13 protein-coding genes and 2 pseudogenes are annotated in these 21113 nt (G+C 72.9%); 5 read left to right on the plus strand and 10 right to left on the minus strand.

The features are described from left to right. Positions 1-7: 7 nt before the first annotated feature. The 3 genes and pseudogenes from AC3IYI_RS00320 to AC3IYI_RS00330 all read left to right on the plus strand — a co-directional run. Positions 8-616, plus strand: a pseudogene (locus tag AC3IYI_RS00320) (glycoside hydrolase family 15 protein); the annotation flags it as partial. A gap of 461 nt (positions 617-1077) precedes the next feature. Next, positions 1078-2355, plus strand: a complete 1278-nt coding sequence (locus AC3IYI_RS00325; protein ID WP_489408258.1) for an Nramp family divalent metal transporter — start codon at positions 1078-1080, stop codon at positions 2353-2355. Positions 2356-2380: 25 nt separating this feature from the next. Next, positions 2381-2563, plus strand: coding sequence for a hypothetical protein (locus AC3IYI_RS00330; RefSeq protein WP_489408259.1), 183 nt, complete (start codon positions 2381-2383; stop codon positions 2561-2563). Positions 2564-2888: 325 nt separating this feature from the next. On the opposite strand, the gene AC3IYI_RS00335 is transcribed toward AC3IYI_RS00330, so the two are convergent. Next, the gene (locus AC3IYI_RS00335; protein ID WP_489408260.1) at positions 2889-3104 is read right to left on the minus strand and encodes a helix-turn-helix domain-containing protein; all 216 of its coding nucleotides are present in this window, start codon (positions 3102-3104) and stop codon (positions 2889-2891) included. 229 nt (positions 3105-3333) lie between these two features. On the opposite strand from AC3IYI_RS00335, the gene AC3IYI_RS00340 reads away from it, so the two are divergent. Beyond that, positions 3334-3792 (plus strand): LIC_13387 family protein, encoded by a 459-nt coding sequence (locus AC3IYI_RS00340; protein ID WP_489408261.1) that lies wholly within the window; start codon positions 3334-3336, stop codon positions 3790-3792. 172 nt (positions 3793-3964) lie between these two features. Here the strand turns inward: AC3IYI_RS00340 and AC3IYI_RS00345 are convergent, their stop codons facing one another. From AC3IYI_RS00345 to AC3IYI_RS00385, 9 genes are all read right to left on the minus strand, one after another. Further along, positions 3965-4279, minus strand: coding sequence for a hypothetical protein (locus AC3IYI_RS00345; protein ID WP_489408262.1), 315 nt, complete (start codon positions 4277-4279; stop codon positions 3965-3967). Then, entirely contained in the window at positions 4276-4665 is a 390-nt protein-coding gene (locus AC3IYI_RS00350; RefSeq protein WP_489408263.1) for a hypothetical protein, read from the minus strand. The genes AC3IYI_RS00345 and AC3IYI_RS00350 overlap by 4 nt, the downstream gene beginning before the upstream one ends. Before the next feature lie 277 nt (positions 4666-4942). Continuing rightward, positions 4943-5560, minus strand: a complete 618-nt coding sequence (locus AC3IYI_RS00355) for a hypothetical protein (protein WP_489408264.1) — start codon at positions 5558-5560, stop codon at positions 4943-4945. A gap of 1039 nt (positions 5561-6599) precedes the next feature. Next, complete coding sequence (locus AC3IYI_RS00360; RefSeq protein WP_489408265.1) at positions 6600-8369, minus strand: hypothetical protein; 1770 nt, start codon at positions 8367-8369, stop codon at positions 6600-6602. After that, the gene (locus AC3IYI_RS00365; RefSeq protein WP_489408266.1) at positions 8366-12040 is read right to left on the minus strand and encodes a vWA domain-containing protein; all 3675 of its coding nucleotides are present in this window, start codon (positions 12038-12040) and stop codon (positions 8366-8368) included. Before AC3IYI_RS00365 ends, AC3IYI_RS00360 begins: the two co-directional genes overlap by 4 nt. A 4-nt stretch (positions 12041-12044) precedes the next feature. Next, a complete protein-coding gene (locus AC3IYI_RS00370) occupies positions 12045-13235 on the minus strand; it encodes an ATP-binding protein (protein WP_489408267.1) in 1191 nt (396 codons plus the stop codon). Continuing rightward, a complete protein-coding gene (locus AC3IYI_RS00375; RefSeq protein WP_489408268.1) occupies positions 13232-18211 on the minus strand; it encodes a hypothetical protein in 4980 nt (1659 codons plus the stop codon). Before AC3IYI_RS00375 ends, AC3IYI_RS00370 begins: the two co-directional genes overlap by 4 nt. Continuing rightward, the gene (locus tag AC3IYI_RS00380) at positions 18208-19062 is read right to left on the minus strand and encodes a DUF4132 domain-containing protein (protein WP_489408269.1); all 855 of its coding nucleotides are present in this window, start codon (positions 19060-19062) and stop codon (positions 18208-18210) included. The genes AC3IYI_RS00375 and AC3IYI_RS00380 overlap by 4 nt, the downstream gene beginning before the upstream one ends. A 515-nt stretch (positions 19063-19577) precedes the next feature. Beyond that, positions 19578-20198 carry an SMI1/KNR4 family protein gene (locus tag AC3IYI_RS00385; protein ID WP_489408270.1) on the minus strand — a complete coding sequence of 207 codons (621 nt, stop codon included), beginning with the start codon at positions 20196-20198 and terminating at the stop codon, positions 19578-19580. A 279-nt stretch (positions 20199-20477) separates the two neighbouring features. Between AC3IYI_RS00385 and AC3IYI_RS00390 the strand changes: the two are divergent. Further along, positions 20478-20807: pseudogene (locus AC3IYI_RS00390) on the plus strand (HalD/BesD family halogenase); the annotation flags it as partial. Between the last annotated feature and the right edge of the window lie 306 nt (positions 20808-21113).

Raw genomic sequence — 21113 nt, forward strand, 5'->3', positions numbered from 1 at the left:
CCTTCAGGGAGGGGAGGATGTCAATTACAGCCGCCTCATGTGCTGGGTGGCCCTCGACCGTGGGATCCGCCAGGCCACCGCCACCGCCCGTCCTGCGGATCTGCCCCGCTGGACCGCAGTACGCGACACCGTCATGGACCAGATCATGACCCGCGGCTGGAGCCAGGAACGCCAGGCTTTCGTGCAGCAATACGGCAGTACCGTCCTGGACGCCTCGCTGCTGCTGATGCCCCTCGTCGGCTTCATCGCCCCCAAGGACCCGCGCTGGCTCTCCACGCTCGACGCCATGGACATCGAGCTCGTCTCCGACAGCCTCGTCTACCGCTACGACCCCGCCGCCTCACCCGACGGGCTCAAGGGATCCGAAGGCACGTTCTCCCTGTGCAGCTTCCTGTACGTCCACGCCCTCGCAAGAGCGGGACGGCTCGAACAGGCCCGTTACGCCTTCGACAAGATGCTCACCTACGCCAACCACGTAGGGCTGTTCGCAGAGGAGATCGGACCCACCGGCGAACAACTCGGCAACTTTCCCCAGGCCTTCACCCACCTCGCTCTCATCACCGCCGCCCTGGCACTCGACTCCGAGCTCGACGAGGCCGCCGCACACCGTGGGTAGAGGTGACCGGACTGGACTGACACGGCCGTGGCCGACGGGACGCGAGGCTTGCTCTACGCGCTGTCGGCCATGGTGGCCTCCAGGCATGACCCGGACCAGGCGTCGGCGCTCACGGTCGGTCAGCTGCCCACGGCGGCGGCCCGCCGTACTGCCGCGCGCCCTGGACTCGGTCGGCCACAACGATCGCCTCCTCGTGATCGACATGCACCGGGTAGCCGCCCTGGACTCCGACGGGCTCCTTCACGTTCTGGACCTCCACCGGTCTGGCAGACGCCCCCAGGACCCTGGAGATCATGAATACCGCCAGAGCCAGTCCGACGGCGCCGAGCCAACTGGGCGCCACAGCGGCGAGCCCGTTCCGATCGTGCGGAGCCCTCTGCGTAGAGGGCCTCTTGCGCGACCGCCACCAAACCGTTTTTGTGACTCCCGTCACTCACGGGGCGAACGGGAAGGCGGCCACAATGGCAGACACCACCCAGGCCAACACCATGGGGAGCGAGAACCGCACTCCACGCAAAGCGAGTTGGCGATCCATCGGCCCCGGAATCGTAGTAGCGGCGACCGGTGTCGGGGCCGGCGACCTCGTTGCCACGCTCATCGCGGGCAGCAAGTTCGGCTACACGCTGCTGTGGGCCGCGGTCGTCGGTTGCCTTGTCAAAATCTCGCTCGCCGAGGCGGCCGGCCGCTGGCATCTCGCCACCGGGCGCACCCTCTTCGAGGGCTGGCGCAGCCTCGGCTCTTGGACCACCGTCTATTTCGCGGGGTACGTCGCCGTCTGGGGCTTCGTCTACGGGGCCGCCGCGATGTCCTCCAGCGCGCTCCCGCTGGCCGCGCTCTTCCCGGACACCATGGACCTGAAACTCTGGGCCGTGCTGTGCGGTCTGGCCGGGCTGGTCTTCGTCTGGTTCAACCAGTACGCCGTCTTCGAAAAGGTCATGACGGTCCTCGTCGGCGTCATGTTCCTGATCACCGTCTATCTCGCGATCCGCGTCACACCCCGCCTCGACGCCGCCTTCGCCGGCCTGGTCCCCGTCCTGCCGGACGGTTCGCTGGTCTATACGCTCGGCCTGATCGGCGGTGTGGGCGGCACGATCACGCTCGCCGCGTACGGCTACTGGGTCAACGCGAAGGGCTGGACGAACACGAGTTGGATCAAGGTGATGCGGCTCGACAACCGCGTCGCCTACCTCACTACCGGCGTCTTCGTCGTGGCCATGCTCATCGTCGGGGCCGAACTGCTGCACTCGTCCGGAGTGGCGCTGGCGAAAGGAGACAAAGGCCTGCTCGACCTGAGCGCCGTTCTGGAGGAACACTACGGACAGGCGACCGCCAAACTGTTCCTGGTCGGGTTCTTCGCAACATCCTTCACCTCGCTGATCGGCGTATGGCACGGAGTGAGTCTGATGTTCACCGACTTCGCCACGAAGTTCCGGCCGTCCCTCGCCCGGACTGGTACGAGCCCGGCGAAGTCCCTGCCCTTCCGGGCCTATCTGCTCTGGCTCACCTTCCCGCCCATCAGCCTGCTCTTCCTGGACCAGCCCTTCGGGCTCATCATCGTGTACGGAGTGATCGGCGCGCTCTTCATGCCCTTCCTGGCCCTGACGCTGCTGTGGCTCCTCAACTCCTCACGCACACCGTCCCACTGGCGCAACGGCCTCCTGAGCAACGCAATGCTGGGGGCCGCCGCCCTGTTGTTCGTGGTGCTGTGCGTCCAGCAACTGTGGGAGCTGCTCCGATAGCCGGCCCCCAGTCCCGGAGGGGGCGATGACCCGGCAGCGACGCGAGCACACGGAGGAGATCGACGCCTCCTGGTGCCCGGTGTGGCCCGCTGCTTCCACTTCCTCCGGCTGCGCCCGGACGGCGGCGAAGCTGCCGAGCACGGCGGACGAGGTCGTACGCCAGGCGAGGACCTCGGCCGGTCGGCCCGCCTCCGTCCGGCACGGGTAAAACCAACTCACCGCGGTGCAGCAGTGGATGTGCGACAGGTCCTCGACAGCGAGCCCACCGACACGCGCCCGCGACGCCCCACGAGGCTCGTCTCGCCTGGTCCGAGTGCGGGGCGGAGGGGTGCTGCGGTGCCCTATACATGACGGTCATGCGCGACGGGGATCATGCTGCCTGGGCGGCTGGCGCGACGCATCCACCCAGGACGTCGCCCTGCCGGAGCTTCGGCGCCGCGCTTTCCCCACCCGCGGCCGCACCTCCTCCACCCAGCCAGCCACCTCTGCCTCGTCGCGCTCGACGGCACGACGGGACGGAACCTGTGCGTCGCTCAGCTTGGGCTTGGCGCCGGGCCGCGGGACTGAACCCCGATCAGGCCGGCCGCCTTCCAGGCCTGCCGCCACCACTGGAGCGACCGGACGCTGACCCGTACCTCCTTCGCGATGTCCGTACTGGCCCGCCCGGCAGCGAACATCACCGCTGCCTCCATCCGGATCCGCTCGTGGAAGGCTTGCCTCTCCGTGGTCAGACCCTGCGGATACCTCATGCACCCGCATACCGCGACGATCACCGATCGTCAGCCCCTACGACAACGCAGCTTCAATGTCAGTAGAAGGAGCGGACGGCTCCCCAGGCGGGTGTTGCGTGAACTGAGCGCCGCGGGGTGGCCGATCCGAACCTCCCCACACCCGGCTACCTCTACAGATGTAGAGTACGACTCAGCCACGCCCTCTACATATGTAGAGGATGATCTGAACCATCCTCCAGGAGGCATCATGAGCGCGACCACCCCCTCAGCCCTCAGACACAAGCTCGATCCGCTGCGACCCTTCAAGGTGGGGGCCGGAGGCTTCTTGCTCCTGGGTACGGGACACCTAGCCCTTGCCGCTGCAGCGGCCTGGGCCAATCCGACCCCGCAGCAAGAAGCCTCGTCGGCAGCCATGCGGGCAACGAGCATGACGCTGCTGGGGCTGGAACGCACCACCCTCGAAGTCGTCCATGGCATGAGTTCCGTCATGGCCCTGTTCGTCATGTCCTGCGCACTCCTCGCCCTGTTCGCCGCCCACCACTCCCCGGCCTTGATCGAACGGCGCACCGCCTTCGGATGGACACTCCTCGCCACTTCACTCGTCGGCCTGGCGATATCCGCCCTCTTCCTGCCCCCGCCACCGATCATCGTCCTCACCGTCACCAGCTGCGCCTTCGCCCTGTCCCTGCGCCGGGCAGCGCCCTGAGGGCTGCAAGAGGTCCTAATAGAAGCTGTTGATCATGTGGCTTTCGGTTCGGATGGTCGTTGGTCTGGCCGTGACGGCGGAGCGCGGCCGTGTGGTGCGGGTGGATCCGATTGCCGGGCCGGATGCCGGCGGCAAGCGCTGTGCGGACCGGGTTCCGGGACGCGCTGGCCCGCTAGGGCTTGGGGACTTCGGCGGCGCCGCCTGCCTGGACGGCTTCGACGACGCGTGCGTGGAACACAGCGAGGCCTTCTGGCGGGAGCGGGGCCGGACTGCCGGTCAGGGTGTACCGCTCGTCCGCGCCGGTGTACTGGATACGGACCCGGACGGTGCCGTCGGGGTCGGCTTCGGTCGTCAGGGAGACGTCGCCTGTGATGACGCCGACCTCGTCGGTCATCGCCCCGCCGGGCCCCGCCTTCACATGCGAGGTAAGGGGAACAGGTCCGTAGGAGCCGGCGGGGGCGGGGCCGTTGTCTGGATGGCGGGTCATGAGGGGCACGTCTCCAGCATCTCGGTCAGCTTCGTGTTCTCCGCTCGGGTGACGGTGAACTGGTAGGTGTTCTTCACGTTGGTCCATGCGGTCGCGTATGTGCACCAGTAGACCTTGACAGGGGGCTGCCATTCGTCGGGGCCCTGGTCGCCCTTGGCCCGGTTCGTTGCCGCTGACACCGCGAGCAGCTGGGGGTGGGCGAGGTCGTTCGCGAGCTGGCTGCGGGCCGTGGTCGCCGGCGACAAGCCCGGCGGCGCGCGCACCCCCAGCGCACCCTGCCCGCCGCCCTGTCCCTGGCTGGACGAGAACGGCTTACCGTCCCCTCCGGCGCTCTCCCCCGGGTTGCAGCCGGCGAGACCTCCGACCAGCAAAGCGTTCGTCACCATGCTGACATGAGCCGCATCTGATGAGGCATAACCATCTCAAACCATGTTGAAAGCATCTTCCCGACTGTACCTACCCGCCTACCCCGCGAAGACCACCCGGGCCTTCCCCTGGGCTCAGGAGCTTCTCGACCTTGCGGGCCGCTGCCTTCACACATGGACGCGCCTTCGCAGCCGCGCGTCCGGCCTCCGGCCGGCGGGCTCGGGCAGCCCCGTCTCCAGCCTGTCCTCTTGCTCAGACACCTCCGCAGCTGCCACACCTCCTGCAGCTTGCTTCCTGCTATCTGGGCCGCTGGAACCTGGCCTCTCGCTTGATCGCCTTGATGAGCCGTGCATCCGCGGCGGTCGCGCGCTGGGCTGCCGCGCAAAACTTTTGCCAGTTGGCCTCCTGCTTCTCGAAGAGCTTTTGCCGGTTGGCCTCTTGCTGCTCTTCGGAAGTCGGCGGTACCGAATCTGGCGGCAAGTACTCCGAGGTCCCACCGATTGCGATGGCGGGACCCGTGAATATCACCTGATATCGGCCTTCGACAATGTCCAGCGCGTTATTCCATGAGTGGACGGACGCGAAGAAGTCGCTCCAGAGACGCGCGATGTGCGGCGATCCGAACATCTCTACCTGGGCGCCGACCAGGCCTAATGCCGTCATGTCAGGGACAGTGCCGTCGCCCGCCGCCCCGCGGTCCACCCGCGCGGCTATCTCCTGGCGCATCCGCGCGTGGGCAAGGCAGGACTGGACGGCCGCCCCGTAGGCATCCATGCGACGGTTCCAGATCAGGTGACGGCGCTCGCGGGTGCGGGTCAGAAGATGAGTCCCGGCAACGGTCGATGTCGTCACCACCGTGGTCACCACCGTGGCGATCAACGTCGCCTGGACTGGTGTCAGGTTCATGAGGTCCATGAGGGTGCAGTCTCAGGGCCTCCCCCATGCCCCCGCAATGGCGCCACGGCCGCCCTGCACCTGGGTGGTCCATAACTCGCGCGGGCACCGGCCGGGCGCGGGCGACCATCCCTTGCACTGCGCGGCTTCAGCCGGAACAACAGACACCGCAAGACTCGCTACGACAGCAGCCAGGACGACCGCGGCCTTTCAAAGCGCCCCGGCGTCCCCGTACTCGGCATCGGCCCGGCCCTGCTCATCACCGGCCTCGCCATGGCCGCAGTCGCAACCTCACCCGGCCAACACCGTCGCGGCCGAGCAGCACTCCCTGCCGAAGCCGGCGCGGCCGCCCTCAGGGGGCGTTCCCCGGCGCGGCGGTTCGCCGGAAACCGTGCCGTCAGTTGTCCTTGGCGAGGATGAGATCGGCTACGTGGTGCGGGCAGTCAGGGGTATGCCAGGTCACCGACAGGAACTCCCCCTCCGCGCTGAGAGTCCGCGCTCCACCAGTGGCCGCAGTAGCCCGGCAAAACCTGCAGAAGACAACCTTCAACGGAAGCAGGTCTACCGAAAGGCGGGATCGTGTCGTCGGTTCCATCGTCTGCTCCTGTGGTGCCGGCACGGGCGATCTCTCACCACGGTTCAACGCGCGCACTTACCCACCGAATGGTCCCAGCAGCCGCGGGCGCGCACGGCGAAACCATGAAGCACGCAGCAACAGCGAGCGCGCTCCGACGCATCTTCGCGGCGCCAGGACCGTCTGCTGGGCACCGATCACTTGATCTCGCGTTGCCCCCGGGAGGGATCAGGTGTGCAGGAGGCTGTTGGTGCCGTCAGGGTGGCTGCTCCGGTTCATCCTGCAGTCCCGAGCGCAGACAGACACCCGCACACGACCGCCCGGGGCAACGGCTCCACCCATCCAACACCCCACTCATCGGAGATACACGGCTGGAGGTCTGCCAGACCTCGGCCGGCCGCATCACAAACGCGCGAGGACCCTTCCTCCGGCTCCGACAGTCACCAGGACGCCCGGCGCCGGATGCCAACGCCGACGTCCCGTCCCTCACGGGTCCGGCTGCCACGCCGCCGCGCACAGTGAGGTCTCGGCCGCCTCTGCGTACAGGGCCGCGCCCAGCCAGGCGCGGGCGAAGTCGGTCGGGTCGGCGGGGAGCAGGCGGCCGAAGGGGTCGCGGGCGCGCCGGGTGGCTGTGCGTTGCAGTTCGGCCAGGAGATCGGCGGCGGTGGGGAGGGCCGAGCGGCGCAGCTGCCCGGCGTCGGCCGACAGCGATCCGGGGACGGCCAGGAAGGGGCGTCCGGCGGCGACGGCCTGTTCGAGGCGGCGGCGCAGGAGGTGGAGGGGGGCCGGGTCCGCCCCACGGCCGGTGGGGACCTGGGCGACGGGCGGCGGCGGGGCGGAGGGGAGGTCGGCACGTTGCAGCCGGTCCAGGCCCAGGTCGACGCGCCGGGCGGGATCCGCCGGATGGGCGGCCGCAAGGAGCTGGAGGCTGGGCCGGGAGTCCGGGACGAGGCGGCCGACGACGCGCAGGCGCGTGCCGGGCAGGGCCGCCAGCATCCGGAGGTTGTCGCGGTACGCCAGCGCGGGATGGTCGTGGGCCGCGGTGAGGCGGAGCGTCAGGTCGTCGCACGCGGCGAGGAGGCAGTCGCCGCCGGTCTCGCGGGCGGGGCCCAGGATCGTCACGTCGAGGAAGAGCAGGTCGGCGCCGGGAGCCTCGGAGTGCAGGGCGCGCGCGGCCTGTCCGGCGGCCGGCGGGGCCCACAGGGCGGCGATGGGTTCGTCCGTCCAGGCCGCGCCCGCCGCCTGGACCGCCTTGCTCCCGGCGCCCGCGCCGAGGCGACCGGTGGGCGAGACGGTGGCCCCCGACAGGGCGAGCCCGGCGTGGGACAACTGGCGGTGGGTGAGCGCGGTGTCGCCCAGGCGTACGGTGCGCCCGGCTGCCGCCGTGGCACGGCCGGGGCCGCCCGGGGCGATGTCCGAGACGGTGTAGAGGCGGCCGTCGGCGGCGGCGGTCCAGGTGATGGCGCCCGCGTAGCCGCCGGCGGTGATCAGGGGTTCGGTGAACAGGCCGTACAGGCGCAGGGATCCGTCCGGTACGTAGGTCTGTCGGGCGGTGCCGCGCAGGGCGGCCAGTTCGGGGCCGGTGGCGTCGGGCAGCCGGTGGGCGGTGCCGAGCAGTTCGCGGACGGCTGCCGTGAGGTCGGCGAGGCGGTGGGCGGGGTCGGCGGAGCGGGCGGAGCGCAGCGCGGTGACGACGGAGACGGCGGCGACGGCCGGGCGGGGCATGCCGCCGAGCTTGGCGGTGTGGGCCGCCCGCAGCAGTTCGGACTGCAGGACGGCTCCAGCGCCTTCGATGCCCGTGTCGAGCACGGCGGCGCCCGCGGCCCACAGGTGGCCGGCCGCGGCACGCTGCTCGGGGGTGGCCGCGCTCTCCTGGGCCTCCGGCGGCTCCGGGGATCCGGCGTCCTCGCCGGAGGACAATTGCCCGGCGTGCGCGTCGGAGGACGGGCCAGCCACGGGGTCGGCCACCGGCGCGGCGGACGCGATCGCCGCCCGGTGCAGGCAGCCCGGGGCGAGCAGGCAGCCGCAGCGGATCGCGTCCGCCGTGGCCACCACCCCGGCGGGTGCGTGGAGTTCCAGGCCGGTCTCGTCGTCGACCGCGATCCGTACGGTGTCGCCGTCGCGGGTGACGGGCCGGTCGGCGATCTTGGTGATGGCGGCATCGAGCCGCTTGCGCAGCCTGGGCGAGAGTGCGCCGACGATCTCGGCGGTAACGGCGGGCGCGACGGCGGGCAGGTGACGGCTGTGCTGGCTCATGCGATCTTCTCCCCTACCCAGCGGGCGAGTTCGAGCGGGCTGAGGGCGGCTACCGGCATCCCTGCGGCAACGAGCTGCCCTGCGACGCCGGTCGAGTACCGGGGGCGGCCGGCGTCGTCCAGACTCGCGCAGCCGAGTACATGGCACCCGGCTCCGACGAGGGTGCGCACCTCGGAGAGGAGCCCTCCGATCGGATAACCCTCCTCGAAGTCGCTGATCACGACGACCAGAGTGCGGGACGGCACGGTCACCAGGGTGCGGGCGTGGCGCAGCCCGGCGGCGATGTGGGTGCCGCCGCCGACCCGTACCTCCAACAGCAGGGACAGCGGGTCGTGCACGTGGTCGGTGAGGTCGATGACCTCGGTGGAGAAGGCGAGGAAGTGGGTGGAGACGGTGGGCACCCCGGCCAGGACGGCGGCGGTGAGGGCCGACCAGATGGTGGAGGCCTCCATGGAGCCGGAGACGTCGGTGACCAGGATCAGCCGCCAGTCGGCCGCGCGCCGGGCGCGGGAGCGGAACACCGGGTGCTCGGGGATCACCTGGACGCTGCCGTCGGGGGTCCGGCGCGCGGTGGCGAGGTTGGCGCGCAGGGTGCGGGCCAGGTCGAGCTGTCCGCCGGGGCGTCGGCTCGGGCGGGGCAGCGTCATGCCGGTCAGGGCGGGGCGCAGCCGGGTGGCCAACTGCCGGGTGAGTTCGTCGACGAGCCGGCGGACCAGGGGGCGGAGTGCGCCGAGCCGGGCCTCAGGGAGGCCGCCCGCATGCTGGAGGACCGTGCGCAGCAGGTCGACGGAGGGGCGGACGCCGGCGGGGTCGAGTTCGCCCAGGACGTCGCGGCGGCCGGCCGCGGCGGCCGCGGCGAGGACTTCCTCGCGGATGCCGGGGCCGAACAGGGCGGACAGTTCCTCGGACCATTCGCGGACGCCGGGGTAGGGCGCCTGGCGGCCGCCGCGACCGCCACGGTTGCCCGTGCCGAGATCGCCGCGGGAGCCCTCGCCGCGGCCGTTGCCGTACAGCTCGTCCAGCGCGGTGGCCAACGGTGCTGCGGATGGGGGCAGTTGGTCGGTGCGGCGGCCGAGCACCAGTCGCCAGCGGTCGGCGGGGGCCAGGGCGCGGTCCCGCGCGGGTGCGGCCTTCCCGGCCGCACGCCCGGATGCGGCGGGCGCCGCCGGGAATGCTGCCGGCGGCGTCGCGGACGGTCCGCAGTCGGGACCCGCCGGGAGGGCGGGGGGCAGGAGGCCCAGCCGGGCCAGGGTCTCGCGGGCGGCCAGGTCGGCGCGGGTCCACAGCGCCAGCGCGGCCGGGTCGATGCCGTCCGTGTCGGTGACCAGGCCGACCGCGTCGCCGAGCCGGTCTTCCACCGCCGTGAGCAGCCGGTCGCGGGAGGCGGGGCTGAGGGTGTCGAAGCCGCCGCGCAGCGCGGGCAGACGGTCCAGGAAGGCGGTGTCCGCGAGGTCGGTGACCCGGTCCAGGACCGGGTCGAGGACGGGGGCCATGGTCTCCAGGAGCGGGGCGGCCGCGGTGAGCAGGCCGGTGAGGCGGGCGGTCAGCGCGGTCCGGGTGACGGCGTCGGTGGCCGCGTCCACCCAGGACGCGGTACGGGTGCCGAAGGCGTGGGCGTCCTCGTGGCCGAGCAGGACGCGGACGGCTCCGGCCGCGGCGGACATCAGCGGCGAGCCGTCGGCGGCCAGCCGGGTGAGGGCGTCGGTGAGGCGGATCCCGCCGAAGACGTCCGCGCGGTGGGCGAGTTCGAGCAGTGCGCGGGCGTCGTCGGGGTCGTCGGAGCCGGTGAGGCCGTCGACCTGGCGGACGGCGGCCGAGGTGAGCAGTTCGCCTGCCGCCGCCGACCGCGCGGCGCGGTCCGGGTCCGGGCCGAGTCCGGCGACGTGGCCGGCCCGGATGCGGTCCAGCAGGCCGAGGGCGGCCAGCAGTTGGGGCAGGGTGCCGGTGGCCGGGACGGCCTCGCCCAGTTCCGTGAGCCGTTCGTCGGCCAGCGCGGGCAGTCCGCAGGCGGCGGCCTCCGCGAGGCCGTCGATGCTCTGGGCGGCGGTGGGCCCTCCGTCGTCCTGTTCGGCGCGGCGCCGTTCGCGCAGCAGGCCTTCGGCCGCCTGGGCCGGGGTGACGCCGCGGATTCCGGCGGCGGTGAGCATGGCGGCGGTTGCCGGGGTCCAGCGCACCTCCCACCGGGTGGTCACGGCCTCGCCGGCGCCGGCGCCCGTGACGGGCGTCGACGTGGCGTAGGGGATGCCGCAGACCGTCAGCCGGCGCAGCAGGAGTTCGCGGCGGCGGTCGAGGTCCGAGCGCAAGGGGTCGAGCCGCAGGTCGCGGGCGGCGGGTCCCGTGTCGGCGGGACCGGGCAGGCCCAGGGCCGCGACCTCGTCCTCCACGGCCGGTGCCAGACCGCTGCGCGGGGCGGCGGGCGCGGGCCGGCCGGAGCGGGTGCCGACCAGGACCCGTTCCAGCGATCGGGCGACTGCGCGCCCGCGGCCGAGGGGTTCGCCCTGGGTCAGTACGGTCTGTACGGCCTCGATGAGTTCACCTCGGCCGGGCGCGGGCAGGCCGCGCAGCCGGGCGAGGTCGCCCGCCAGCCGGACGATCTCGCGGGCGTCCGCGGGCCCCGAGGGGTGGTCCTGCGCGCGCAGTTCGCCGCAGATCCGTACCGCTGTGGTGAGCAGTGCCTCGTATACGGCGGCCGGACGGCCCGCCGCCTCCAGGACGAGGTGCTGCCATTCGGGGTCGCGGATACCGGCCGGATAGCCGGACCGCTCGTCCAGCAGCGGATAGGTGTACGGGATGAGGGAAACGGTCCAGGCCGGACCGCTGGGGAGCGCATCCTCGGCCGGCACCGTGCCGGGCCCGGGGCTCAGCAGCGCCGGGGTGTGGAAGGCGCCCACCACCACGGCGGCCCGGCGGCCGGCGGCCGTGGCCTCCTCGATCCGGGCGCGCATCCAGCGCTCGCGGGCCAGGTCCGATTCGGCCACCGCCCCGGCCCGTTCGGCGTCGTGTCGCAGTGCCCAGCCCGTGAGCAGGGCGGCACGGCGCAGCGCTTCGGGCGAGGAGCCGGGGGCGGTTGTTTCCACGAGGCGGTCCCACAGGTCCTCGCCGGGACGGCCGGTGAGGCGGGCGGTGAGCGCCTCGCGCAGCCCGGGTCCTTCGTGGCCCGCCCCGGCCGGGCGCCGGGGCTCGTGCCGGGCCGGGTCGGACAGCGGAAGGTCGCAGGCGATCACGGGGATGTCGTGGCGGGCGGCCCAGCGCAGGGCGACGAGTTCGGGCGAGAAGTCGGCGAAGGGGTAGAAGGCGGGCCCGCGCCCGTCCCCGGCGCCGTCCCTGCCGGAGGTGGCGGGGACGGCCGCCAGGGCGACGGGGGCCCGGGTGTCGGCGTGGGCGAGCCAGGGCAGCCACTCCTGAAGATCCGCGGGGAGCTCGACGAGTAGCACCTCGGGCTTCGCCGTGTCCAGAAGCTTCGGCATGACGGCGGCGAGCGACGGCGCGTGGTGGCGCACGCCGATGAGGTACGGGGCGGTGGGGTCGGTCAGGGCCGCCACCGCCTCGTCCGGAGTCATGGCGGGGGCGGTGGAGTCGGACGGATCGGTGGCGTCGGACGGGGCGGTGGACCCTGACGGGGCGGTGGAGGCTTCCGCAGTGGTGGCGGCGGCCGGGGACGGAACGGTCATGGCGTCAGCTCTCCAGGGCCGGGCGCAGGTCCCACAGGGTGCGCCAGGTCGCCGAACCCTGCTCGGCGCGGCGGCGCACCGCGCCGTCCCAGTAACCCAGCAGCCGGGCGGCGTCGGCCGGGTCGTCCTTGCGGACCACGCCCAGCAGGTGGCCGGGGAGCAGGGACAGCACGTCCCGGTCGCCGGGGAAGTACGCGGCGGCCAGGGCCAGCGAACCGGCCACGGACACCGCCTCCGCGGTGCTCATCACCGTGGAGGGGCGCTCGACCTCCCAGCCTTCGGCCGACCGCCCGTCCCGCAGGTCGCGGAAGGCGGTCACGAGGGCTTCGAGGATCGCATCGTCCACCTGGAAGGGGGCACCGGCCCGGGTGACGGCCGCGTGGGCCTGGCGGCGTACCAGGGCGGTCTCGGCGTCCAGGTCGCCGATGGGGCCGACGGTCTCGAAGTTGAAGCGGCGCTTGAGGGCCGCGGACATCTCGGAGACGCCTCTGTCGCGGAGGTTGGCGGTCGCGATGAGGGTGAAGCCGGGGGCGGCGTGGGCGAGGGCGTCGGCGCTGCCGGCCAGTTCCGGGACGGCGATGCGCCGTTCGGACAGGAGTGAGACCAGGGCGTCCTGGACCTCGGGCAGGCAGCGGGTGATCTCCTCGATGCGGGCCACCGCGCCACGGGTCATGGCGGTGAGGACCGGGGAGGGCACCAGGGCCTGCCGGGTGGGGCCCTGGGCCAGGAGCAGCGCGTAGTTCCAGCCGTACTTGAGCTGGTCCTCGGTGGTGCCGGCGGTGCCCTGCACCACCAGGCCGCTGGTGCCGCACACGGCGGCGGACAGCAGCTCGGAGAGCATCGATTTGGCGGTGCCGGGTTCGCCGACGAGCAGCAGCCCGCGTTCTCCGGCCAGGGTGACGACGCAGCGTTCCACCAGGGCGCGGTCGCCGACGAACTTCTGCTCGACCACCAGCTTGCGCGGGACGCCGTCGGGCGCCGCGGCGCCCTCGGGCAGCCGCAGGGCCTCGCCTGCGCTGCCCATCACGAAGGTGACGACGGCGCGCGGGCTCAGCAGCCAGGCGGGCGGGCGGGGGCCGTTGTCGTAGGCGGCGAGGAAGGCCAGTTCGGTGGCGTGGCGGTCCTCGGGTGGGCTGACCTGCCGGGCGGGCGCGGGTGCGGGTGCGGGTGCGGAAACGGTGGTGTCGGTGGTCATCGGCGGCGGCCCTTCCGGGTGGCACGGGTGGTGAGTTCTTCGAACGCGGGGGCGTCGCCGTCCTTGACACGGCCCCATGCGCGGGCGAACAGGGCGGGCACCGGCAGGTGCGGCACGGCCCGGGTGTGGTCGCGGAGGGGGTAGAGGGGTTCCTTCCAGGTCTCCACCGGCAGGGCGGGGGCCTTGAAGTCGTGCCAGCCGCAGGGCAGGAACAGGGTCCGGCCCGCGCGGGACCGCTTGGCCTCCAGGACCAGGCCGGTGGCGGCCAGTTCGGTCCTGGCCTTCTTCGACCGGCCCGGCGTCCAGCCGGTCCACCGCGCGCGGTCGCGGTCGGTCGGGTCGGGCAGTGCGAGCAGTTGCAGGTAGAGCGCGGCCGCGTCGTCGCCCAGCCCGTGGGTCGCGGCCACCTCGGCGACCAGCTCCGGCACCGAGCGGGCGGGGTCCTGGGCGTAGCCGGTGAAGCCGCCGGGAGCCGACCCGGCCAGGACGGCCTGTTCGAGGTCGTCGCCGAGCAGGGCCCGTACGGCGGCCAGGGAGTGGCCGCGGCCCGGGCCGACCAGCCCTTCGAGCAGCCCGAGGACGGGATCGTCCGCGCCGGTGATCCCGGCCGTACGCACCAACGTCATCTCGGTGTCGCCGTACCAGGGGCGCAGCACGAGGGCGTCCCCGAGCCGGGTGAGGCCGTCGGCTCCCGCCCCTCCCGTCGCGGGCAGTCCGTACGCGGTGCGCAGCGGGACGGCGGTCGATGTGCCCTTCTCCGTCCACTCCACGTCCAGGTCGAGGATGAGGCCGGGGTCGGCCAGGCGCCTGCGCAGCGCGGCGAGTCCGGCCGGCAGGTGGGCGCGCAGCGGATGGCCGTACGGCAGTCCGTAGGCGAGCCCGCTGAGCGCGGCCACCGCGCTCGTGAGGTGGCCGCGCCCCGGGACTGCGGCCGGGTCCTCCGCGACGAGGTTGCCGTCCTTGTCGAGCCGCATCGGGGTGGTGCGGCTGAGCCACGCGGTGTGGCCGGGGTTGAGGACGGCTTCCGCCGACGCCATGGAGACACCGGCCAGGACGTCTCCCAGCTCCTCCGGCAGCCGGACCAGCGATCCCAGGCGCTCCGCCCAGGTCTTGGCGGCCGCCGCGGTGTCGGGGCCGGTCTCCCACAGGTCGGCGGGGTCGGCGGGCAGCAGCGCGTCCAGCAGTGCCAGCCGGTTGGTGCCGCCGAGAGCGCTCAGCCTGGCGTCGGCCCGTTCGGCCTGCCGGGCCTTGAGGCCCACCAGGGCCAGCCCTGCCGCGTCCAGTTCACCGGTCCCCGCCGCGACGAGGAGGGCCGCCTGTGCAGGCCCGATGCCGGTGGCGGCGTCGAGTGCGACGGGCGCCTCGGGCCGCCACGGCGCGGCGCCGCGCTCGCGGACGAGGCGGATCAGCGGGAGCAGGCGCTCGTGCGGGAGGGCGGGGGTGTACCGCTGGTCCTCGTGGTGGGTGAAGTCGGCGATCTGGCCGAACGCCCCTTCCGGGTCGTGGTCGAGGGCGAGCCAGTGGACGCGGTCGTTGCGCTGGGTGTGCTCCCGGCCGAGGATCACCACCGTGCGGTCGCCGCGGCGCAGCACCTGGCCGAGCCGCTGCTTCTTGCCGACCTGGTCCTCGCTGTCCTCCTCGCACAGCAGGACCTGTCGCAGGGCGCCCGCGGGGTTGGCGAGCGGGCCGGTGGCGACCGCTTCCAGCAGGAGCAGCAGAGCCTCCCGGTGTTCATCGGTGGTGGTGGGGGCCGCGGCACGGTAGGCGAGGGGGCCCAGGGCGTCCAGGAACGGCAGCCAGGCCAGTTCGATGCCGGGGACGGTGTGGGTCTCGCTCGTCCAGCCGTCGCCGAGGGCCGGCAACGGGGTGGGGCCGGGCAGCGGCTTGCCGTCGGCGGGCTTGCCGGACAGGACCTGGTTGACGGAGAGGATCTGCTGGAGGCCGCTCCACCTCGCTTCGCGCCCCCAGTAGCCGTATCTGCCCGGCGCGGCGATCCCGTCCACGGCGGCGGTCAGGGTCGTGTCGTCCCCGTGGACGGGCCGGTGGTCGGCGTACATCCCGTCGCCGTGCCGCTTCCCGTGCGGCTTGTCCCGCGGGGGTGCGACGTACGCGGCGGTGTCGGCGCGATGGCGGGCGGCCGTCCGCACGAGCACGCTCACGCCGGTGAGCAGTCGGGCGTCGGTCAGCGCGGGGAGCGCCGTGGCGACGGCGGCCTCGATGAGCTCGTCCGCGGAGGGGCCGTTGTACGACGTGTCGGCGGCGACCGCGGCCCTCCGCCCGGCCAGTGCCGTGGCGACGGCGTCGAGGAGGGTCGCGATCTGCGCGTCGGTGACCGCGCGCAGGGCGGCCGAGCCCCGCTCGTCGCGCGGGCGCAGGGCGTGCCAGAACGCGGGCGGCGGGACGTACCGGGTGCCGGCGGCGTACTCGCCGCCCTGCTCTCCCAGGGGGACCGATCCCAGCGCGTCGGTGGTGACGGCGCCCGCCGGATAGAGCTCGACGGTGCCGCCGACGACGGCGGCGAGCGGCGCGGCTCCGCCCGGCAGCCGCAGGGCGCCCAGCGGTACCGGGTGGTCCCGGCGGCCAGGCGCGACGGCCAGCGTGACGGTCCGCCCGTCGGGGGTCCCGGAGGTGACGCGTCGGTCGGGGTCCTGTCCCTCGGAGCGCACCCACCGGCCCAGGACGGTGCCGTCGGTGCCGAACGGCGTGGTCTCCAGGCCCGGGACCAGCGGCAGGACCTCGCATTCCTCGGTCACGAGGCGGGCGCCGTCGCGGATTCCCGACTGCAGGAAGGCGGGCAGCGAAGCACGCCCGTGGGTGCCGCCCGCCGGGTCGTACTCGACCCAGCAGTGGTCGCGGCCCTGCTTGCCCTGGCGCCAGTGTCCGGTGCCGTCGCCCAGCACGGGGCGGGTGGACGGCAGGGTGGTGTCGCCCGCGTGCAGGGTGCGGCCGCCGGTGGCGCGGCCGCCGCCGGGCAGCGGCAGCGACGGGGACCCGACTTCCTGCCCGTTCCACCACTGCGGCAGTTGCTCGCCGCCGAGGGTGAAGGGTTCGCCGGGGCGGGCCGACCAGTACGCGCGCTGCTTGCCGTCTTCCGCCCAGATGACCAGCAGTTCGCCGTCGGTGTACCGGAAGCGGGGGCGCCGCCAGCGGTCCAGGTCGGCGGGCAGGCGCAGCTCGTGTTCGAGCAGCACCCCTTCGGGGCCGACCACGACGGCCGTGTGGCGGTTGGCGAGGACCAGGGCGGGCCAGGCCTCGGCGACCACCATCCAGTGGTGCTGGTCGGTCCGGTCGGTGTCGAGCCGCCGGTAGGTCTCCTCCAGGGCGGGCCAGCCCAGTTCGTCCAGAACGCCGGCGCGCAGGGTGGCGCCGAGGACCGGCGCCAGGTCGTGGGCGGCGATCCGGGCGATGGCCTCCGGGTTGACCTGGCCGGCGACCGCACGGAAGGACGACAGGCGCCGGAGCGCCGCTCGCGAACCGGGCAATCCCGCCGCCCCGGTGAGTTCCGCGGCGCGATCGCGCAGCCAGTCGTGGAGCACGGCGCCGAGCACCGGGTGGGCGGCGATCGCGGCGAGCACGGAGTCCTTCGAGCGATGGCCGTTCATGCCGTTCAGCGCGTCGTACAGCAGTCCGCGCAAGCGGGGACGGCCGGCGACGGCCGTCAGGTCGCGGCGGCCCGGGGTGTCGTCGCCGATCCAGCGCTCCAGCGGCAGGTGGACGTTGGCGCCCGCCGCCGGTTCGGTGACGGGTATCCCCCAGGCGACGCAGGCGTCAAGCAGGTCCAGGTCGGCGCCCGCGTGCCAGCGTCCCTGGAAGAGGTCGGCGGGGCGGCCGTCGGAGCGCAGCCGGGGGGCCATGCGCTCGACGAGGGCGAGGGTGCGCGCGCAGCGCTCCGAGCTGGACGAGCCGTGCTTGCGGTGCAGGGCCCAGCGGCTGAGCCAGTCCGCGGGGTCGACGCCGTCCGTGCTCTCCGCGTCGGTGAGCAGGGCGTCCGCGCCCGTCTCCGCGAGCAGCGACAGCCAGGCCTCGTCGGCCTTCCGGTCGTCGCCGAGGCCGGTCGGCATGATCTCCAACAGGCGGGTGCGGATCTCCGGTCGTGCGGCGGCGAGCGCCACCAGGGTCGGGCGGTAGGCGGTCCAGAACGACGCGGGGGCCCGGACGATGCTCGGTGAGGTGATCAGGTCGCCGACGAAGGAACTCTCGGCGGTCTCCCGGTCCAGGCCCGCGGCCTTGACGAGTGCGCGGGCGTCCTGCGGCAGGGCGGCGTACGGCGCCATGCCCGCACCGCAGCGTTCGACGGCGAGTTGCCGGAACTGCGCCCAGGCCTCGGCCGGGTCGAGGCGACGCGACAGGTCCTGCGCGTGGTCCTTGAGCGCCTTGACGGTCAGGGCCCCGGCGAAGGCGAACTCCAGGAAGACGGCCCGCTGCCGCTCCTCGTCGACCGGCAGGCCGTGGACGCGCTCGGCGGCGCGCGCCTTGCCGAAGAGCGTCGCGGCGTAAGTGCTGTTGTCGTGCTGGAGGAAGACGCGCGCGGCCTGCTCGTAGAACGTCGGCAGGAAGTGCGGTACGGCGCGGCCGAGCCGGGTGGCGAGTGCCTCGAAGCCGTCCTTGGCGGCGCCGGCCCGGGACTTGGCCTGGCGGGCCAGCCGTTCCATGTCCTTGACCAGGGCCAGCGCGTGGTGGCCGTTGGCCGGATCGTTGACCAGGGCCCAGGCGGGGAAGCCCAGCGTCTCGCGGCGCACCTGCCCCACCTCGGGGGCGTCGGGCTCGCGGGCGAGTCCGAGGAAGTCCAGTGCCAGGTCCTCGGCCTCGCCCAGGGTGCCCGCCACCAGGCGCACCACGCGCCGGTCGTCCAGGGCCGGGTGGGTGTAGGTGCGGGCGGTGAGGGTGTCGGCGTCGTCACGGGCGACGGTGCCGGTGCGCAGGATCGCCCCGGCGTCCAGCAGGGCCGCGGCCCGGGTGATGTCGTCGGTGTTCATGCCGCCTGCTCCTCGTCTTCGATGTCGCGTCCCGCGTACAGGGCCGCCGCCATGCGCATGCCTTCCGACCAGGCGACCGGGCCGACCTGTCCGGCGGTCAGTGCCCGGCCCGCGGCGTCGTTCCAGGTCAGCGAGCCGGTCTCGGTCCGCTCGTAGCTGTCGTAGTCGCCGATCCAGATGCGCGCCTCGACCGTCGCGCCGTCCTCGACGACCGGGCATACCGCCTGGCCGCCGCGTGCCCGGTAGCCGAGCTGGGTGGTGCGCCCGTGCAGGAACCGCAGTTCCTTGAAGGCGCCGCCCGCGTAGTCGTCGACCGAGGCGGTCTCCGGGTCCAGGTCCGCCGGGCGGTGCCAGACCTCGCGGAAGAGCTGCTGCACCCGCTGGTCCACGGTGAGTTCGACCGCGAACTCGCGGAGTTCTTCCAGGTCCGCCAGCAGCACCGGGTGCGGGATGCGGACCAGCTCGGGGCTGATGCGCACCGTGTCGCCGTCGAGGTCGACCAGGCCGAGGCCCCGGACGGGGTCGGCGTCACGCAGGAATCCGGCGACTTCGCCGTCCTCGCCCGTGACGACGAGGTCGTACAACGCGGAGCGCCAGGCCGTGTCCTGCCACACCTGGACGATGACCGAGACGGGGACGGGCAGCGAGCGCACCATCCAGCGCTCCACGTCGGCAACGCATTGGCGTTCGTGCCGATCCAGCCACTCCACCAGCTGGCGCAGTCCGACCACGGCCGGGTCGTCCGCGAGTTTCCCCGGGACCGTCTTCAGCCGGCGACCCGCCGCATTGCGGCAGACCACTTTCCCGTCGTCGAGGGCGACTTCGTAGTCGCCGGCCGGAACCCACCCCATGTGCTGTCTCCTCGGTCAGACGGCCTGGTCCGGGGCATGGCACTGCATGGCACACCCCCGGTCGCAGCGCCGCCGCGATCACGTTGGTGTGACTCTAGGGGCAGCCTCGGACAATGCTTCCGGCAGCACCAAAGGGAGGGCGGATCACGCCTGCGGGGCCCGGAGCAACGCCCCGGACCCCGGCTTCACGCCACCCCGGCACGGGCCAAACGTCCAGGGCGTGTCTGACGGATCCTGCCGGGCTCGCGGGCCCCTGGCCGGCCTGATCACCCCAGTACCAGGAGCGGGAGGCCGGAGGTTTGGGGTGCGCCCACATCGAGCACCTACCCGAAGGCAGCGAGCACCGGACCGGGGTGTGGATCGCGAACCAGAAACAACGCCGCAACCAACTCGCAGCCCTCGCTGCTCCGGCCCGACCTCCGTGTCGGCGCGGTCGGCTGATGGTGCGCAGTGACCGCCGGCTCGGCGCGCCCCTCCGGCCGGGTGCGGCGACCTCGGTTCCGGGTCTCGCTCCCTCAGCACTTTGCGGCGTGCCGCCACGGAGTCCTGCGGACCGTGGCCCGGGGGCCCCAGGGGGCGCTTGCGACGGTCGCTGGAGAGGTGAGGCCCAGCGCGTCGTTGTCCTTGCCGTCCCGCATGTGGTTGAGCCACCGTTCGTACCAGCTCAGGAAGTCCTGGGCCGAGGAGACGTTCGCGGGCCAGAAGCCATCGGCATTGCCGGTGAGCAGGCGGCCGGTGAGGGGCCCGGTCACACCTATGAGGCACAGGTCGGTGCAGCCCATCTCGACAATGTGGAGGAACAGATCCCCTTGCTGCGCTTCCGGGTGGTTCACGTGATGGAATCCCCGCGGGGTCCCGTCCGGTGGCTGTCGGTCCATGGTGAACAGCCTGCACTCCTCCAGCGGAAGCAACCCGTAGAAGGGGCCGGCACCGCTGCCCCCGAGTTCGACGAGGAACCTGCGGTAGGCCGACGGCAGTTCGATGTGGTGTTCGCTCTCAAAGGCGTCCGCCTGCGCGGAGCTGACGCGCGGGCCAAGGCGAAACTGGTGACGCTCGGCGCCCATTGAGTAGCTGCGCTGCGCCTGGTACGGGACCTTCGCCAGCTTGGAGCGTATGCGGGATATTCCGGAGTCCATCGGAGGATCTCTTCTTTCGGCTGCCACCACTCTACGGGGCCGGCCGAATGAGACATCTTCAAGCGTCGGGAGAACCGTCGAACTTCTGCTCGTACGCCACCCCGGCAGCGAGCAGGCCCGGGAGCGAGATCGTCTCGGCCGTCTGCGCGAGCACGGGATCAACCGGTGGATGTGCGTCGTCACCCTGACCCTCCCCGTCTCGCGCACTGTGCCGGCCTCGCCTTTCGTGTGCGAGCAGACGGGGTCCAGGTGGGCGAGGTGGGCTTGTGCGCTGCGGGCATGCGGGATGCATCGGCCGTGTTCTCGTTGCCTTTGCCCTCGCGCCGCTGGACGTTGCTGCGCCAGCAGTTTGCCGCCAGCGGCTACGTCGCCCTACGCGGACTCATCAATCCCGCAGGGCTCGCCGAGCTCGGAACGGAAGCCCTGAGACTGGAAGCCGACTCAGTGCGACGGGACTTCCGCATGCCCGCCATCGCCGACAGCCCCCGCCACATGACCACGCTCGGCGGACACCACATAGCCCGCTCTTCTCCAGTGATCACGCGTCTCCACGCGGACCCGGATCTGATGCGACTGCTCTCCTCGCTCCTGGGCGAGACAGTCGTCGCCGTTCACGACCTCGTCGAGCAGCACGTCCTGAATGTCCTGCACCGCCCCGAGGACACCCACGACCCCCTCCGCCTCCCTCCTCTACGACTGAGACCCACCGGGCCGGTCAGGAGCGGGCGCAGCCCGGCGGAGCGCCGAGTCCAGGCGGCCGGTAGGCGTCCCGCAACGGCCAGGCGCGCCGGGCATGGGACAGCGGTGGGGCCGCTCGCGCGGCCTCTGTGCCCGGCGGCGTGCGCCTCGCGGCCACCCGGGTGGTCTCCTCCCAGCCCACGGCGCCGTACCGCCGCACCACGCGCACACGGGCGC

This window comes from Streptomyces sp. GL_148 (assembly GCF_057834205.1).